Source organism: Sphingobium amiense (assembly GCF_003967075.1).
Taxonomy (GTDB): domain Bacteria; phylum Pseudomonadota; class Alphaproteobacteria; order Sphingomonadales; family Sphingomonadaceae; genus Sphingobium; species Sphingobium amiense.
Genome location: NZ_AP018668.1, coordinates 22,958 through 39,623, shown reverse-complemented (window position 1 = coordinate 39,623; position 16,666 = coordinate 22,958). Strand labels below are relative to the sequence as shown.

General features: G+C 62.4%; 18 protein-coding genes. 9 read left to right on the top strand and 9 right to left on the bottom strand.

The features are described 5' to 3' along the window. Window positions 1-74: 74 nt before the first annotated feature. Together SAMIE_RS22980 and SAMIE_RS22975 are read right to left on the bottom strand one after the other, a co-directional pair. Window positions 75-707, bottom strand: coding sequence for a SprT family zinc-dependent metalloprotease (locus SAMIE_RS22980; protein ID WP_066703224.1), 633 nt, complete (start codon window positions 705-707; stop codon window positions 75-77). A gap of 315 nt (window positions 708-1,022) precedes the next feature. Further along, on the bottom strand, window positions 1,023-3,974 hold the full coding sequence (locus SAMIE_RS22975) for a Tn3 family transposase (RefSeq protein ID WP_228168062.1): 2,952 nt from the start codon (window positions 3,972-3,974) through the stop codon (window positions 1,023-1,025). Window positions 3,975-4,103: 129 nt separating this feature from the next. Here SAMIE_RS22975 and SAMIE_RS22970 point away from each other — a divergent pair, with 129 nt between their 5' ends. The 4 genes from SAMIE_RS22970 (at window position 4,104) to SAMIE_RS22955 (ending at window position 6,936) form a co-directional block, all read left to right on the top strand. Next, window positions 4,104-4,709, top strand: a complete 606-nt coding sequence (locus SAMIE_RS22970) for a recombinase family protein (protein WP_026109404.1) — start codon at window positions 4,104-4,106, stop codon at window positions 4,707-4,709. Further along, complete coding sequence (locus tag SAMIE_RS22965; protein ID WP_007015766.1) at window positions 4,706-6,064, top strand: hypothetical protein; 1,359 nt, start codon at window positions 4,706-4,708, stop codon at window positions 6,062-6,064. Before SAMIE_RS22970 ends, SAMIE_RS22965 begins: the two co-directional genes overlap by 4 nt. A gap of 267 nt (window positions 6,065-6,331) precedes the next feature. Continuing rightward, the gene (locus SAMIE_RS22960; RefSeq protein ID WP_066703222.1) at window positions 6,332-6,604 is read left to right on the top strand and encodes a type II toxin-antitoxin system ParD family antitoxin; all 273 of its coding nucleotides are present in this window, start codon (window positions 6,332-6,334) and stop codon (window positions 6,602-6,604) included. Continuing rightward, window positions 6,601-6,936: a type II toxin-antitoxin system RelE/ParE family toxin gene (locus SAMIE_RS22955; RefSeq protein WP_126516976.1), complete on the top strand. Its 336-nt coding sequence runs from the start codon at window positions 6,601-6,603 to the stop codon at window positions 6,934-6,936. Before SAMIE_RS22960 ends, SAMIE_RS22955 begins: the two co-directional genes overlap by 4 nt. On the opposite strand, the gene SAMIE_RS22950 is transcribed toward SAMIE_RS22955, so the two are convergent. After that, window positions 6,903-7,769: a recombinase family protein gene (locus SAMIE_RS22950; RefSeq protein ID WP_006961816.1), complete on the bottom strand. Its 867-nt coding sequence runs from the start codon at window positions 7,767-7,769 to the stop codon at window positions 6,903-6,905. The genes SAMIE_RS22955 and SAMIE_RS22950 overlap by 34 nt on opposite strands. Before the next feature lie 142 nt (window positions 7,770-7,911). Further along, window positions 7,912-10,821: a Tn3 family transposase gene (locus SAMIE_RS22945; protein ID WP_006961814.1), complete on the bottom strand. Its 2,910-nt coding sequence runs from the start codon at window positions 10,819-10,821 to the stop codon at window positions 7,912-7,914. Between the two features lie 196 nt (window positions 10,822-11,017). On the opposite strand from SAMIE_RS22945, the gene SAMIE_RS22940 reads away from it, so the two are divergent. After that, complete coding sequence (locus SAMIE_RS22940; protein ID WP_066703216.1) at window positions 11,018-11,638, top strand: histidine phosphatase family protein; 621 nt, start codon at window positions 11,018-11,020, stop codon at window positions 11,636-11,638. Here the strand turns inward: SAMIE_RS22940 and SAMIE_RS22935 are convergent. From SAMIE_RS22935 to SAMIE_RS22925, 3 genes are read right to left on the bottom strand one after another with little or no spacing between them, the layout of a single operon-like run. Beyond that, entirely contained in the window at window positions 11,635-12,591 is a 957-nt protein-coding gene (locus SAMIE_RS22935) for a tyrosine-type recombinase/integrase (protein ID WP_066703213.1), read from the bottom strand. The two genes, SAMIE_RS22940 and SAMIE_RS22935, sit on opposite strands and share 4 nt — an antisense overlap. After that, on the bottom strand, window positions 12,588-12,974 hold the full coding sequence (locus tag SAMIE_RS22930; RefSeq protein WP_066703209.1) for a CopG family transcriptional regulator: 387 nt from the start codon (window positions 12,972-12,974) through the stop codon (window positions 12,588-12,590). Before SAMIE_RS22930 ends, SAMIE_RS22935 begins: the two co-directional genes overlap by 4 nt. Continuing rightward, entirely contained in the window at window positions 12,971-13,294 is a 324-nt protein-coding gene (locus SAMIE_RS22925) for a hypothetical protein (RefSeq protein ID WP_066703206.1), read from the bottom strand. The genes SAMIE_RS22930 and SAMIE_RS22925 overlap by 4 nt, the downstream gene beginning before the upstream one ends. A gap of 368 nt (window positions 13,295-13,662) precedes the next feature. On the opposite strand from SAMIE_RS22925, the gene SAMIE_RS22920 reads away from it, so the two are divergent. Beyond that, window positions 13,663-14,043, top strand: coding sequence for a hypothetical protein (locus SAMIE_RS22920; RefSeq protein WP_169800223.1), 381 nt, complete (start codon window positions 13,663-13,665; stop codon window positions 14,041-14,043). Window positions 14,044-14,068: 25 nt separating this feature from the next. On the opposite strand, the gene SAMIE_RS22915 is transcribed toward SAMIE_RS22920, so the two are convergent. Together SAMIE_RS22915 and SAMIE_RS22910 are read right to left on the bottom strand one after the other, a co-directional pair. Next, window positions 14,069-14,422: a flagellar hook-basal body complex protein FliE gene (locus tag SAMIE_RS22915; protein WP_066703197.1), complete on the bottom strand. Its 354-nt coding sequence runs from the start codon at window positions 14,420-14,422 to the stop codon at window positions 14,069-14,071. Between the two features lie 103 nt (window positions 14,423-14,525). Beyond that, a complete protein-coding gene (locus tag SAMIE_RS22910; RefSeq protein ID WP_066703194.1) occupies window positions 14,526-14,843 on the bottom strand; it encodes a hypothetical protein in 318 nt (105 codons plus the stop codon). Between the two features lie 332 nt (window positions 14,844-15,175). Between SAMIE_RS22910 and SAMIE_RS22905 the strand changes: the two genes are divergently transcribed. The 3 genes from SAMIE_RS22905 (at window position 15,176) to SAMIE_RS22895 (ending at window position 16,621) form a co-directional block, all read left to right on the top strand. Further along, the gene (locus SAMIE_RS22905; RefSeq protein ID WP_066703191.1) at window positions 15,176-15,493 is read left to right on the top strand and encodes a hypothetical protein; all 318 of its coding nucleotides are present in this window, start codon (window positions 15,176-15,178) and stop codon (window positions 15,491-15,493) included. Between the two features lie 73 nt (window positions 15,494-15,566). Continuing rightward, window positions 15,567-15,803, top strand: coding sequence for a hypothetical protein (locus SAMIE_RS22900; RefSeq protein WP_124811074.1), 237 nt, complete (start codon window positions 15,567-15,569; stop codon window positions 15,801-15,803). Window positions 15,804-15,886: 83 nt separating this feature from the next. Further along, window positions 15,887-16,621 carry a class I SAM-dependent methyltransferase gene (locus tag SAMIE_RS22895; RefSeq protein ID WP_083952612.1) on the top strand — a complete coding sequence of 245 codons (735 nt, stop codon included), beginning with the start codon at window positions 15,887-15,889 and terminating at the stop codon, window positions 16,619-16,621. Window positions 16,622-16,666 lie beyond the last annotated feature (45 nt).

Sequence of the window (16,666 nt, the reverse complement as noted above, 5' to 3'; positions counted from 1 at the left end):
AGCGCCCTCACTCTGCGAGCTATCGTTAATCGCTTCGGCATCCTGTGTCCATCACTCTGATATACAAATGACGCCTACTCCTCCGGCTCGGAATCGTCATCGTCCAGCGGCTCATGCTCCATCCGGCCATGATCCTCGATCGGGCAGAGCGGCGCGCCGGCCAGCTCCAGCCATTTGCGCGCGGTCCGCACCGTATAGCCGCACGTCGCGCACTCGCATTTGAGCATCCGGGTTTTCTGCTTCTTCGGCGCGGTCGACTCCCCGTCCGTGTCGAGACGGGCATGGGGGAGGGGGCCAACCGCGTCCAAGATCGGCGCGATGGCCGATAGGAACGCCTCGCCGGGGGTGGTGGCGCGCATCGGCCCGACAAGGCCAAGCCCAAGCGCGATCCGTTTAAACGCCTTCCCATGCCCTGCCGGGATGCCGACAGCGGCATGGATCAGCTCATGCGCGAGGATGGCCGCGATCTGCGCTGGCATGGCGTCGGGCGCGTGGGCGAGATCAGGCCGGATGAAGATTTCAAAATGGCCGTCCGCGCTTAGCCGGTTATCCCAGCACTCGCCGATCGCCTTGCCCTTGCGGCCCGCGCTGGTGAAGCCGATCGCCACGCGCACGCGGGCGGGCAGGGGGGCGTCCAGCACCTCGAACAAGGGGGCCATGCCCGCCGCCACGCGATTGAGCCAGCTTTCTCGGTTGTCCTGCGTCATCGTTCTTACTCCCTTCAAATCGCCTGACCGGCGATGGCCAGGCCATCGGCCGGACACGGACGCCCAAGAACGCCGGCAGGAGAGGGGGGCAGCGGGAATCGACGGGGTGGTGCGGCCGCAGCGCAGCGAGGCACGGCCCGTCTATTGCCGTTGCTGGGGAGAGGGGGCGGAACGCTCTCTCCCCACTGAGCGAAGATCCACGCCGGCGCACGCCGGCACGACAGGCAGGGGGCCTTGCCCCTGGCTCGCGCGGGGATCGTCACGCTTATGCGCCAAGACCGCTTGCGGGCCCCTGTGCATTATCAGGACACGGATTCACGGTAGCGGTTTGATGAGCAGCGGCATGAGGCCGTTGGCGTCGAGATCGAGGTGATCGGACCAGACATAATCGCCGGTGAGATTGATGCGATCCCAACCCAACGGCGAGAGCCGGGACAGCATAGCTGGATCGATGGGGCTTCCTCGACGACGCATTTCGTCGACGGCGCGCCCCAGATAGCGACAGTTGAACAGGATAATCGCTGCGGTGACGAGGTTGAGCGCGGCCGCTCGGGTCTGCTGGTTCTCCAGGCCACGGTCGCGAAAACGGCCGAGCCGATGGAAGGCGACCGCCCGGGCAAGGCTGTTGCGGGCCTCGCCCTTGTTCAACTCGGCAGTGACGGTACGGCGCAGAGCCGGATCCTCGAACCAGCGGAGCGTGAACAGCGTGCGCTCGATCCGCCCGATCTCCCGCAGCGCCGCAGCGAGGCTGTTCTGCTGGCGGTAGGCGGACAGCTTCTTCAGGATCAACGATGGCGTGACGGTGCGGTGACGGATCGCGCCAATGACACGTTCAATATCGGGCCAGTGGCTGACGATCAGGTCCCGGTTGAGCCTGTGACCGAACAGTGGCGCAAGCCTGCCATAGCGCTTCGAGGGTTCGAAAGCGTAGAGGCGCCGGTCGGACAGGCGAGGAATGCGCGGCTCGAAATCGAGCCCGAGGAGATGCATCGTCGCGAATACGATGTCGGAAACGCCGCCTCCATCGACGTGCAGCGCGGTCAGATCGGCGTTGCTGTCATGGCCGAGGAGCCCATCGAGCGCATGGATGGCTTCTCCTGCCGTGCCGGCGATCACCGTCTGGTGCAGCGGCGCGTAGCGGTCGGTGATGGTGGTGTAGATCTTGACCACTGGGTCGCGACCATAATGGGCGTTGACCGCTCCGCCGGCTTCGCCCGGCCCGCCCAGGTAGAAGGCCTGGCCATCCGCGGAAGCCCGGTGTCCTTGCCCAAACCAGGCGGCGATCGGCTCGGCGTGGATGGCGTCGGTCAGACAGGCGAGCGCCGCCCGAAAGGTTTCCTCGCGCATGTGCCATGTCTGCATGCGCAGCAGCGCGCGGCGTGACCCTGCGCCGCATACCTCGGCCATGCGCGACAGCCCAAGATTGGTCGCTTCGGCAATCAGAGTGGCGAGGAAGGCCTGCTCATCGCCAGGCGGCAACCCGGTCGAGACGTGCCCGAAGTGCCGGGTGAAGCCGGTCCAGCGTTCGACTTGCGACAACACGTCGGTGATACGCGTGGCAGGCAGCATGTCGTAGCAGGCAAGCGTCAGGCGCCGTCCTTCGTCGTGCCTGGCATCATCGTCCTTCAGTTCCTTGGGAAATCGCAATCGCTCGCCAGCGAACAGGGCAGCATCGCGTCCGGCCAGATTGTGGGCGACGTCGCGCAAGGCGCTGTCGAGCTGCGCGGCGCGCTGATCGAGCCATGCGTGTGGATTACCGAGCGAGAACGGCGGTTGCAGCGCTGCGCCGGATAACGGCGCGAGCAGCACGTCCAGCGACCTGTGCAGCCTTGACCTCGGCACCCAGATATCACCCGAGGCCAGTGCATTGGTGAGCGCGCCGTAAGTCGCCATCTCCCAGTGCGTCCGGTCGATCTTGCCGGCGACCACGACATGGCGGTGCCAGCGCCGCTCGACATGACCGAGCGGAACGTCGGCAGGGAGGGGCTTGCGCCAGTCGCCATCAAGATTCGACAGGATCGCCATCGCGTCGCGCAATGCCGCGGTGCCGGCCCGACCGTGGAAATCGAGCGCTTGCAGGAATAGAGGCCCTGTTCGCTTGAAGGTCCGGTATTCGGCTGCGATCTCGCTCAGCACATCGTCCCTGTGAGGTGCCGCGGTACGACGGATGATTGCGGCATCAGCATCGAGCATGTCGAGAGGCACGATATCCCTGAGGGCCGCACCGATATCTCCGCCGGCGCGTGCTGCCTGGCTAACTGTTTCCAGCACAGTGGCGATCCGCATCAGCCGATCGCGGCCTTCGCGTCCCGAAATCGCGACCCTCTGCTCCAGGCGTTTGCGAGCACGAAGGTGAGCGCGTCCCATCAAGGCGCTGAACATGGCGATCGCCGCGTCGGTAAGCGTGGCCTCCATCTCGCGCAGCGTTGCAAGCAGGATGACCCGCCTGCGGGAGACGCGCATCTGTTGGAAAGCCTGGGCTGTATATCGCACGCCTTCGCGGGCGAACTGCGTCAGGCGGGGCTCGTGCAGGGGATCGACCGGAATGCTGGAAATACCGGTCCTATGGATTATCGCGACCTTCTCGAGGATTTCGGCAAGCGAGGCTGACGCGACGCGGGGCTCTGGTTCGCGCAGCCAGGACAAGCGGCTCTGCCGGTCATGTACCTTCTCATCGATCAGCATATCGAGACGCTGACGCATATCCGCATCGAGTTTAGCATCGACCGCGGCGACCAGATCGGTTTCCGTCCGAAGCATCGCCTCGGCCGCCATCCGCTCAACGACGCTGATGCCAGGGATGACGATGCGTCGCGTGCGCAGCTCGTCCAGCAATCGATCAAGCAAAATGCGCCCGTCCACGATAGCCATGGCTTCGGTTTCCAGCCAAGTCATCATGATGCCGCGCGCTGGCCGGCTCAGATCGGTGAATCCGAAGCGCGCCTTGATGGCGGCAAGCTGATCGTAGCGGGTCGGCGCTCGCCGCGCGAAGTCGGCGACGACGCCTGCATCCACTCCGACCTGTTCGGCGATGTGGTCGAGCATGATTGCAGGCAACAGCTCGCCTGTGCGCAGATGTCGCCCCGGATAGCGCAGGCAGCAGAGTTGCAGGGCATAGCTCAAGCGGGTCGCCGGAGTGCGTGCGAAGCCGATCGCAGCAAGGTCCTCGGCATCGAGGCCATGATGTCGCACCACCGCCGCCTCGCTGTCGGGCAAAGCAAGCAACGCGGCGCGCTGCCGCTGGGTCATCGGAATACGTGCGGGCATGTTTCATCCTCCAAAAACCTCTTGCCTTTTGTTGGCTTAGTGAAAGAGGATTGTGAAAGACCCAAGGCTGCGGAAATTGGTGCATGCTGTTTCCGCCTCCAGATACGGCCGTTTGTGAAAGAGACGCAGATGACGCGCGAACCCTATCTGATCGGTTATGCCCGCGTGTCGAAGGGCGACGACCAGTCGAACGCCGCGCAGCGGCGCGCGCTCGATGCGGCCGGCTGCAAGCGGGTGTTCGAGGAGACCGCCAGCGGTGGGCGGTGGGACCGACCCAAGCTTCTGGAGATGATCGGCCAGTTGCGCGACGGAGACGTCGTCGTCGTCTGGAAGCTTGACCGGCTGTCGCGCAGCCTAAAGGATATGCTGCACATCATGGAGCGGATCGAGCTGGCAGGCGCGGGCTTCCGCTCACTGACCGAGGCGATCGACACCACCACCGCGGCAGGGCGGATGATGATGCAGATGGTGGGAAGCTTCGCCGAGTTCGAGCGGGCCATGATCCGCGAGCGTACCAGCGCCGGCCTTGCCCAGGCTCGCGCAGAAGGACGGATCGGCGGGCGTCGGCCCAAGCTCGGCGACAAGCAGCGCCGCGAAATCGCCGAGTCCGTCACGTCCGGCCGCAAGTCCGGTGCCGAGATGGCGCGGCTCTACGGCGTCAGTGAACCCACCGTCTCGCGCATCGTCGCCGCGCACCGCCAGCAATTCAGTCAGCAGCAGAGGGAACAGGCATGAAGCGTGGTCACGATCTGTCCGGCGTCATGAAGTTCGCCACCTCGCCGGCCTGGGGCGAGCATCTGGGCGAGGCGCTCGGCGATCATCTCGGGCTGGCGATGGAGGAGTTCGACTTCGAAGCGGACGAGCTGGCGGACATCGTCGGCGATCATTGGGCCGGCGTGTTGTGGGGATGCGCGTTCGAGGATCTGCTGACGCGCACCATCCAACCCGACCGGAACATCGTCGATGACTATATTCGGCGCCGGGGCTGGAATGAGAGCGGCCCGACCAAAATCTACCTGCGTGCCCTTCGATCGTCAGTGATGAGCCTCCACGAGGTCAGCGAGGTCGAGCCCGGCAGCGGCTTCCTCGTGCGCGACCTGATCCGGGGCGGCGAGCCGCTTCGAGTATCCGAGCGCAGCGCCTCGCAGACGCTGAAGCAATGGGACAGGATCGGTGCCCGCGTCGTGCAGGTCGGAGGCAAGCACCTCCTGTCGGGCGGCGTGCTGTCGTTCACGATGGAGGCGGCCGAGGCGCTCGTCGCCGATCTACGGCGCTCGAAGGGCAAGCGCAGCCCGCGCACCGCGTTGAACCTAGACGCCGACGATCTGGCTGCACTTCCGGCCCTCATCAGCACGGCATGGCTGTTCGATGTCGTTCCCAAGACCATGGGACCGGCGCCCATCCCCACGCTGCACAACATTGATGGCGAGGAGGTGATGTTCCACCGCGTGCGCTTTCCCTTCGCACGCGGCGTGACCCAGGCGCTGGTCGGCGAGCGGCTTGATACTGTCCCTGCGCTTCAGCGGGAAACCACGCACTTTTGGAACTGGCTGGGCGAGAAACCGAACGGAAAAGCGAAAAGCACCGGGCGCATGGCGTGGGGTGTGACGATGGCGGACGGCACCCCGGTGCTCGGCAATGTCGAATTGAAAGGCCGCGCCCTGATGCTCGCCGTCACCTCGGCCGAGCGAGCGAAACGCGGCACCGCGCTTATCAACGATGCGCTCGCCGGGTTGGTCGGCTCGCCGCTGACCACGATTGAGACGGTCGAACAGGCCATGGCGGCGCGGGCCGAGGGGCTGACATCATCCGAACCGGCACCCGCCATTGCGCCAGAGGTTGCAACCCCGCTCATCCATGCCATGCTCGACCGTCAGTACCGCGCGACGCTCGATGAACCCGTCGGCATGCTCGGCGACATCACCCCGCGCGCAGCCGTTCAAACTGCCGCAGGCCGGCACCGAGTAGCCGGGTGGCTCAAGCATCTCGAAAACCGCAGCAGCAGCCAACTCGACGCGAACGACCCGATGGCCACCTACGACTTCACTTGGATATGGCGCGAACTTGGCATCGAGAACCTGCGCAAATAGTTCGCTACCCCTGACGTCGATGCCTACCGTGAATCCGTGTCCCTACAATGCACAGAGGCCTTGCGGGCTTGGTCGGAGCGGTAACGCGGAGATAGAGCCGTGCCCGAAGGGACGCGCCCGCTATTTCTCTTTAGTGTCGGAATGACTGTATAACGATACCGCCATGATATACATATGATAGTATTCAAATGAAGGAAGCGGCGCGGTTGAATGTCGTGGCAATTTTTGCCATATAGGGACGATTGGAGGTATCAGCCGATGGCTACCATGAATGTTTCCCTGCCCGATCCCCTGCGAGACTATGTGCAGAACCGTATCGACAGCGGCCAATATGCCAGCGTCAGCGATTATGTGCGCGATCTGATCCGACGCGATCAAAGCGCGATCGTCGATGAAGAGCGCTGGCTGAAGGAACTCGATGCCTCGATCGACGAAAGCCTTCAGGAGATGCAGGCCGGTGGCGGCCATGATCTCGATGAAGTTTGCGACGCGATCATCGCCGACATTCAGAAAACCGCGAGCGGTGAAGCGCGTCAATGAAGGTCACGCTGTCCACGCGGGCCAGGCGCGACCTCGAAGGCATCCGATTATATATCGAGAAGGACAATCCCACTCGCGCAATCTCGTTCGTTGACGAACTGCGCGATGCCGCAAGGCGCATAGGCGACATGTCACGCGCCTTTCCGCTGGTCCCGCGCTATGAGCAGCATGGAATCAGGCGGCGCTCCTACAACGGCTATGGCATCCTCTATTCGGTGCAGCCCGATCGCGTGTTGGCCCAGTCGGCCCGAAGCTGCGATTTTGGCCATGTTGAAGAACAAAGATTGAACATGGCGATCTACCAGGCTCGCTCTTGTCCTCCAATCTCGTAAACATCGGTCTCGATCGAGCACCTGTAGCTCTCTGCGATGTTGAACATCTCTGTCTGGAGAGATGCGATCTCATCATCGAGGCTGACGCCATCGGCACCCTGATCATAGGCGACGGTCAGCGTGTAATCGCAGTTCCCGGTCTTTTGCATCTGGTAATCCCGCTCCAGCATCGCCTCAATGCGCTCGCGAGCGGGCTTTCTGCCACGACCATGCTTGTTGAAGTTCTCGATGGTCAGATGCAGGGCGATGGTGACAGAAGGCGGCTTTTCCGGCAGCCCGATCCTTGAAGGAATGACGTCAAGCGCCCGATAGACGGTCATTCTTGAGATCTTGAGGTCGCGCGCGACGCTGGCCTTGCTCGCGCCGGCGGTGATCCGGCGTCGGATTTCATCGTCATCGATGTTTTTCTTCCGGCCTTTGTAGACGCCTTCGGCGCGCGCCGCCTCGATCCCGGCGCGCTGCCGGTCCTTGATGAACGTCAGTTCCATGTCCGCGACCATGCCCAGAATGGTGATCACCATCCGCCCCATGCTTCCGGCCGTCGTCACCTCCGGCTCAAGCACCCGCAATGAGGCTCCCTTCTGGTCGAGTTCATGAACCAGATTGAGAACATCGCGTGTGGAGCGACCGAGCCGATCGAGACGCAGGACGACGAGTTCGTCATCGGCGCGCAGGAACTGCATGATCGTCTCAAGCTCCGTGCGTCCAGTGCGCGATGCGCCCGAGCCTGTTTCGGAGCGGAGGATTTCACAGCCCGCTGCCTTCAACCGGGCAACCTGGATGTCGAGATCCTGGTCGATGGTGCTGACGCGGGCGTAGCCGACGCGGGTCATGGGCAAATCCGTCACATTAGGGTGGCTTTGCCCTCGTACAGTAACATTGGTGACGGAACCACCCTTTTGTGACATGTCGTATATGTCACTTCCGATCGTCACGTTCGGGTGCACCCAAATGGTGCGAGCGGAAAGGCCCCGGTCAGGCAGCAAGCCGCCCAAAATCGATCCGGCTATTCAGATCGAGGTCGAAGCGGCCATAAGGATTGACGTGGCTGTAAATCAGCGGTGTGAGGCCGCGATAATCATCCGGCGTCATCCGGCCCGTCCATTTCGGTTCCACCAGCACGCTCTGAAGCATTCGGGTGTTCACATAGACAAGCGACGCTTGCAGCAAATGTAGCGCCAGGACCGAGAGCTGCTGCTCATCGATGCGGTTAGTGGCGATCTCGCCGCCCTTGCCGAAGAAAACGAACCCATTGGCACTGTTCCAGTTTTCAACGACATTCAGGCCTTCATGAATTTCGCGGCGGAAGGACTCCTCGCGCAGATACCGGCACAGGAAGATCGTCTTGACCGCGCGGCCCAGCTCACTCAACGCCTTGTAGGTCGGGTGCATCACCTCGGAGCGGCTAAACCGGCGCAGGATCGCCTCCGGGTCGGCGGTTTTTGTCTGCATCGCGGCTGCATATTTGACCATCTCGTCATATTGCTGCTCGATCTCATCCCAGTTGATCGGACTGGAGAGGATCGGCTGCAAGTGGGGAAGCCGCGTTCGCATGCCGACATCGGGAAGAGCCAGCTTCTGGCGAGCGATCGCTTTCAGGCGGGGTGCAAGCTCAAATCCGAGAAGCCGGCAAAATGCAAAGCCAACCGCGCTTTGGCCATGACTATCAACATATTGTCGCTGGATTTCCATGTCGGTGCAATGGCGCAGCACGCCCTCGATCATGGAGGCGACCTCGGAGGAAGAGCAGCGCTTGAGCTGGGAATAGACGCATGTCGCGCGTCGTTCGACATGCCAGTAGATCATGACGCCCCGTCCACCATAACGCGCATGCCATTCCGTCATCAGGTTGCGATCCCAGGCTCCGAACTTTGTGGAATCTGACGCACAGGCCGTGCCGGCGTCCCCCCAGACTGCAGCATTGCGGATTGCCAGGGTCGCATTCGCAACCCTGGCACACGCCTCCTTGAGCGCCGCGGCATGAACGAAGCGGCGATGGACATGCAGCAGCTCTTCATAGCTGACATCGGGGGTGGCGCCGGCGATCCGCTTGAGCCCGGCATTCGTTCCCAGGCCGTAGAGGCATAGCAGGAGACGTTGATCCAGCGCGGTTTTCGGCAGTGCAACACGCGAGGCCGATGTTTCGAACGCTTCGAGAAGTCCCGTATCAAGGGCAGCCTCCTTCAGTACGTCGAGCAGCCCGGTCATCGGCCAGCGTTGGCCGATCTCGGTCTTGATCGAGGCGAGACCCCTGGGTTCGGGCAAGGGTTTGAACGGGGTGAGAGATATACGGTTCTCGCCGCGCCACAGCAGCCGAACCTTGTCGTTCCGGGGAATATTGGCATTGAGGAGCAACAGTTCCTGAGCAAGCTCTTCCCGGATGGCGCTTGAAAATGCACGCGCATCCGCCGTCAGGTTCAATCCTGTGTAATATGCTTCTCGCCGCGCATCGAAGTCCTTGGGAAGATCGTCATCGGGATTGCGGTATCGGTCCGCCCCGACAACCCAGATTTCCTTAGAACGGATGCGATCGCGCAGTTGCGCGAGGACACAAAGCTCATAACTGATCCGGTTTACGCGCCCCTCTTCATCAATGACGGAACTGCGCCATCTCGCCGGAATGACCTCGTCGACCGGCACTGCGTGCGGCGGCACGTAGCGGCATCCATCATCCACTTTGCTTCTGATCCAGTCCAGGGCCGCCAGCACCGGACGCCACACGGCGTTGTTCGACCGGAACTCCAGTGCCGAAAGCAGGCTTGGCAGCATACGGCGATAATGATTGGCCCATGACCTCCGCATCACCTTGTAGATCCGCCGATCCAAGGCGCCCTTTGCCTGGCTTTCCTTGATGATCGCCGCCAGTTTGTCCTTGCCGGCGATTGGGAAAATGACATCGCAGATGCGCCCGGATGGATCGTCGATCGAAGCGCTGGCAATCTCGACCAGGAGTCGCTCCTTGCCATAGACCCGCTCGATGTCTTTCGCGATATCGCCCACCACCTTGCGTTTCGAGCGCGATCCGATCTTATGGACCGTCTCGATCAGCAGGTCGACCATCGCATCCGTAAGCTGAGCTTCCCGCGCCATCAGATAAACGGCATAGAGCCCGAGCTGGCGCGCCGGTACATGCCGGCGCATCTCCGAGGCTTTCTCGCCGGCAACCCGGCGAACGATCTGATCGACCCATGCCTTGCCCGTGACCGATAGGAAATCTCGGGGAAGAGCAAGCCGTTGGATAAAGGCGAGTTTGGCGGTCACGCCAAGAATGTTTTCGAGCGTCGCCTGACCTGCATCCCCCTTCATCGTGTTGAAGCCGGTCGGGCCATCGGGATCGGCGAGCGAGGCTTCCAGCAAGGCGACCGCATCCGGCGCAAGCCGATCGCGGACTCGGGCCAACAGGGCCTCCAGATAGAGGTGTCGTTGCGAACGGACGAGGCGTTCCAGCTCCTTGCGCGACGGCCCATAGATACGGCGGTCGCGGCACCACAGGAAAACATGCTCGAGCATGGCATTGATCGGCTGCCCGCCCGCACAAAGATCGTCGGAAATCCACCTCGACAACGCCCTGCGATCCGTCTGCGTCATACGGCGGAACCCGAGATGCCGCAAAATCTCCGCGCAATGCCGGCGGGCGGTGCGCCCGGAAAAATCATAGTGGTTCACGGATTTGGCATCGAGACCAAGTTGCTCCGCCAGATACAAGACACCGTCGGAGGGTATCGACGCATGATCCGGCACAAAGAAGCCATGCCCGGCGAAAAATCTAAGCTGAACCGCCAATCCCAGTCGTGCCGTCTCCGCTTTGCCGGTCACGAACGCGATGTCCGAAAAACTCAGGCTCCAGGAGCCGATCAGATCCCCACTCGAAACGCCAAGGCTCATAACGCCGCTCCCTTATCGGAGCGGAACGTCGTTCCTCGCATGGGCGATCGTCAACAACAACCAGCCCGTTCCCGACGTGTTCTCCAAGATGACCAAAATCGCAGCTTCGGGCCGACTGGGCCGTGTTCGTGCATCGCATCATCGGCCCCGGTCAGGATCACGACCGCGCCTTGCGGCTGAATTGAAGAGGGTTCGGGTGAGGGCGATTTTCATCCGTCACGGCGAAAGCACCGGCAACGCCGGCGTGCCCTGCACCGATCTGGCGACGATCGAGCTGACGGAGCGCGGTCACGAACAGGCGCGCGCGGTCGCGGCGAGTTGGACGGAAGCGCCCGCGCTCATCGTCACCTCGCCCTATACCCGCACCCGGCAGACGGCCGCGCCGACGATCGCGCGCTTTCCCGGCGTGCCGGTGGAAGTCTGGCCGATCGAGGAGTTCACCTATCTGCAACCGGCGCGCTGGAACGGCACGCGCAGCGCCGAGCGGATGCCGCACCTCGAACGCTATTGGCGCGAGGCCGATCCTGATTATTGCGACGGGGAAGGGGCGGAGAGCTTCGGCACCTTGCTACGGCGCTGCGAGGCGGCCTTGACGCGGCTTGCCGCCATGCCGCCGCTATCGCTGGTCTATGTGTTCGGGCATGGGCAGTTCATCCAGGCCGCGCGCGCGATCGTCGCCGACGTCGATCTGGATGCCCGCGCCAAGATGCTCGGGTTCTGGCGCAAGGGCGAGCCGCCCGCGATCGGCAACGCGCAGCGGATAGGGTTCCATTGGGAAGCGGGCCGCTGGGCCTGTGCGCCCCCGCTCGCCGCCTAGATCAACACCCGCTCCACCTCGTCCAGCGTCACGTCATCGGGCCGCCGGTCGTAGAGCTGGGTGGTGCGCGTCGAGCTGTGATTCGCCATCGTCGCGGCCGTCTCCAACGTACCGCCGTTCTTCAAATAGGTGGTAATCCCGGTCGCGCGGAACGAATGGTTGCCGATCGCGGTCCCGATCCCGGCCGCCGCCGCGCGCCGCCGCACCATCGCGAACGCATTGGCCTGGGGGAGGGGCCTATCGCTTAGTCGCTTGGTCCGTCGCCCGATCGTGCGGAACAGCGGCCCCTTGCGATCCTCGCGCAAGCCGCACCCGTCGATATAGGCCAACAGATATTCCTCAAGATTATGGTGGCACGGCATCTCATGGCGCTTGCCGCCCTTTTCGTGCAGCCGCACCCACAGACGGCGGTTCTGCATGAACACGTCCTCCACCTTCATCGCCAGCGCCGCGCCGACCCGCGCGAAGCTATAGACCATGAGGCCAATCAACGCCCGATCGCGCAGGCCGGCATGGGTGGCAACGTCGATGCGATCGAGCAGCGCCCGCGCCTCGTCGGGGGCCAACACCGGCGTCTTGCCGCGCCGCTGGCTGTGCGCCGGCCCGCGCACCGACGCGGCGGGGTTCACCGGCACCACCTGGCCCGTCACCAGCCAGTCGAACAGGCTCCGCACGGCCGCGAGCTGCTGCTTGACGCTGGGCGGGGCCAGCTCGCCCCCCAGCGCCTCGATCCAGGCCGCGACGTGCAGCGGCTGCACGCCGGCGAGCGATACGACGCCGCGCGGCGCTACCCACGCCAGGAAGTCGCCCGCCGCGCGCATATAGGCGCGACGGGTATGCGGGTTGCGAATGGTGACGGCGAAGAACTCAAGGAAGCGAAGCCGCGCGCGCTCGTCGGCCGCCGCGACCAGGGCCGGCAACGCCAGCGAGGGCAGGGGGGCGAGCTGGTTCACCGTTGGATCTTCTCCCACCGCGCCGCCTCGGGGCGCGGCTCGGCGATTTTGCGGAGTATCTCGTCAAACACCTCCTCGGCATCATGGACGCGGCCAGCCTTCACGTCCTCAAAGCTGCTCTCCAACATTCGGCACAGTAGCTCGTCGCGCAAATCGCGGTGCGGCTCCATTTCAATGTAGTTCTGGACGATCGCGAACACCGCCTCAGACGGATCGACAAAACCACCCCGCTCGACCCGCTCCAACAGCCAGTCGGCCATATCCGGGGGTAGATACGCCTCGAAGCGCAGGCCGCCTGCGCGCGCCTGCTCGCGCAGCGCCTTGGCCTGGCTGCGCTCGGCGTAATTGTCGGCAAACGCCCCGTCGTCCTGTTCCTCGCTCATCGCACATGCTCCACTCGCCGGCCGCGCAGGATATGCGCCGCCGCATCGATAATGGTCGCGGCTTCGGGGGACAGGTTCTCGACGGAATCGGCCATGCCGAACATTTCGACCCGGCCGCCATGATTGTAGATGCGCCCCGCGACGGTGCCGTGGATGATCGCACGCGATCCCGGCTCGATGATGAGGTCGCCGGCGATCGTGCCGTGCAGGATCAGCTTGACCCCCTCGCGCAAGGTCGCGCCCTGGGTGATGTGACCATAGACGGCCAGGTCCTCCCCGATCGCAAAGGGGCCTTCGATACTCTCATGCACCGCACGCATTTTCCGTCCTTGGTCTGTTGGTGTTTGAGTGTGTGATAAAGGACATTATCATATATAGGGCGGGGCGGGAATTCCACCATTGCAGTTGCATTTTTAATTTGCGGTGGACGCGCCGAGCGGCAGCTTGATGTGTTCTGCGCCAGCAGGACTACGCGATGACGAAGCCAGGCCTGATGCGGCGTTGAGCAAGCTTGGGCACGATCAGCTAGGAATCATGGGCGGCATCAATTCGGATTCCGCACTTTGGGCCGAAGGCTACGAATCGGCGGCGTTCAGGCCAGACTCATATGAGCGTCTGTATCATCCTGACTTGTCAAGCGTTGGAGTCGTTAGAAACTCGATCGGTCCAGGAGCCCCGGAGAAGCGTGATGTTGCGAAATAAACTACTGGCCTTGGCTGCTGGCGCGGCCTTGAGCGTTATTCCCTCGGTCGCGGTAGCGCACGGCCATCATGATCATCATAGTCATCATTATCGTGGTCACGGCCATTACTCGGGCGCTTATTACGGCGGCTACGGCCCTTATGGTTATGGGCCCTATACGTCATACGGCGGCTATTACCCCTATGCTGGATATCCCGGCCATTCGCATGGGTATTCGGTCGCTATCATAACGGGCGGCCATGGGCACGGCGGCTACGGCTACCATGGCTACGAACACGGCTGGCATGACGGTGGTCACGGGTGGGGCGACCATGGCTATGCCGGGCACGGCTTCGACGGTGGGCACGGGGATCATCACGACCACTAATCGGAGCGGCCGGTGGCTTTCTCCGTTAGACCGGCATGCTCATGATGTCCTTGTAGGCTGAGAGCAACTTGTTGCGGACCTGGAGCGTCGCCTCGAAACTCACCGATGTCCGGGCCTGCATCAGGGCGACGGTAGCGATGTCGTTCGTCTCACCGCGCTCATAGGCTTCGGTCGCCACGTCCTCCGCTTCGAGAGTGGCGTTGACCTTCTCGACGGCGCTATCCAGCGTGGACGCGAAGCTGACCGACCCCACGCCTGCGACGCTGCCGACCCCCGCGGTCGCTCTGGGAAGAGACGGGGCGACGTTTCGCAGCGCCGCGTTGCGTTCAAGGATCGCCGAGCGCATCCCCATGACATTCGCGACCGATATGTCGCTCACCGATCAAACTCCTTAGCCAGCCTCTACCGGTTTAAGGAAAGCGCCTTCAAATTTGGTTAACTACGCCGCGCCTCGGCCAGTCCGCTCCCCAACTGCCATACGATCAATAGTGCCCACCACCGTGGCGCTGATCGTAGCCATGGACGTCATACTGGCGACCATCATATCCGTGGCCGGTGTAGCCGCGCCGATCGTGGCCGCGGGCATGGCCGTTATTCTGCCACTGCTGATTATAGCTCCATGTCCCATAGGGATCACCGGCCCAGCGGGGCTGCGAATGATAATCCTGATTGTCGCCGCCATGATCATAGCGGGCGTGATGGCCGCCGCGATAGTGATCCTGGGCAAACGCCGCGCTGGGCGCCGCCGCAGTAAAAGCCGTCGCGGCCAGAGCCGCAGCTGCAAGCACCATGCGTTTCATCACACTTCCTTTCAGGCGCGATCGTCAAATCGACCGTGCTGATGATCTAAGCGGTTCGCTGTTGCCCGATGCTGAATACAATCGACAGCCGGCATTCACCGATCGCGCTCGGCAGTCTGGACTGAAAGGCTGTGCCCCGCTGGTGTGGTAGCGCCGGGTTTGCGCGCTCGCCGGTGAACATCATAATGGCCACGGATAGAGGTTGCCGTTCACCGGGCGGGGTGCCCTCCGGCTTAGCCGCAACGAACCTTGAGGGGTTTTCCGCATCCGTGCGTATTCCATAAGAGAGAATATGCGTGCCGCTCCTGCGGCAGGCTTTAAGGAGAAGGCGCATGACAAGCAGAAGCTACGGAATTCTGGCCTGCGTCGCGCTGGCCTGCGCTGCGTCACTCAGTGGTCCGGCGTTCGCCGACCCGGGGCATGGCCATGATCAGCATAGAGGCGCTCCCAGTGGCTATTATCCCGGCCCAAATAATTCGCGCATCCCATATCAGACGGGCTATTATCAGGACGCACACAATCAGCGTCAACAATATACCTATCCGCCGGACTGGCGGAACTATGGCCACCCACAGTCCTGGTATCAGAACCATCCCAGTTGGCACACCTTCGACCATCCGGACTATTACCGCAGGGGCGAACGCCACTAACGCCCTGTACTGCTTTTTTTGAAAGCTATTCGATTAAATGAATTATTTTAGTTAGTTTTGAGGAGAGAGCGTCATGACTAACATTAAATCGATCCCTGTTATCGCTGCCGCTGCGCTAGTCATCACCGCACCAGCTACCGCACAGATGAACAAGTCGATGCCGGGCATGTCCAACAGCTCGATGAGCAGTCAGTCTGCGCATAGGTCCGGAGGAGCCAGTGCCTCCACAGGAATGACGGGCAAGGGACATAAAGCCAAGAAACACCATCCTGGCAAACGTCATTCCCAGGCAGCCAAGACCAGCAAGTAAAGTGCCGCAGCCGGACGGCCCACAGAGCCGCCCGGCTGCGCTTTGCCTGGCCCGCCCTCGCGGCAAGGCCGCGCGCAACAGGAATGAATGAAGCAATGCCATTCTTCATGGGCTTGCGCGACGTTGGTCTATTCGTTCGCAGCGCCCGCACCGATGCTCGCCTCAATCAGCTGCGCTCAACGCAGGGTGCGGCCGCTGCGCTTGAGGCCGTCTATGCCGCCAACCCCGACCCTTGGGCCGCAGGCTCACCGCACTATCGCTATCAGCGTCGGAAATATGAGGTTCTTGCCTCACGATTGCCACCCCGACGTTTCCATCACGCGCTCGACCTTGGCTGCGGTCTGGGCTTGCTATCGCGGCATCTTGCAGCTCATGCGGATTCGGTGCTGGGCGTAGACGTTGCGCCTACCGCCATCGCGCGTGCCCGTGTACAGCATGCCGACGTGCCGAACCTGGCCTTCGAAACCCACAATATCATGGCGTTACCGTCATCTCTCGACGGCCGCTTTGATCTTATCATGATCGCGGATGTCCTTTACTATCTATTTCCGCTGGACGATGCGGCCCTGAAAACATTGTCGAGGCGCATAGCACAGCTTCTGTCGCCCGGCGGCATCTGCATGCTGGTCAACCACTACTTCTTTGCATTCGATAGTGAATCACGTCGCTCGCGACGCATTCATGATGCGTTTATCTGGTCGTCTGACTTCACTTTAGATTCGGAATATAGGCGGCCCTTCTATCTGGTGACGCAGTTGTCCGGCATAAGCGAGCGAGTAACTCAGCCTCATAAGAACAACTATGCGACAAGGCCTTAAACCATTCGCGCTTCATTCCCCACGCGTATATAGCCTCGATGAGCT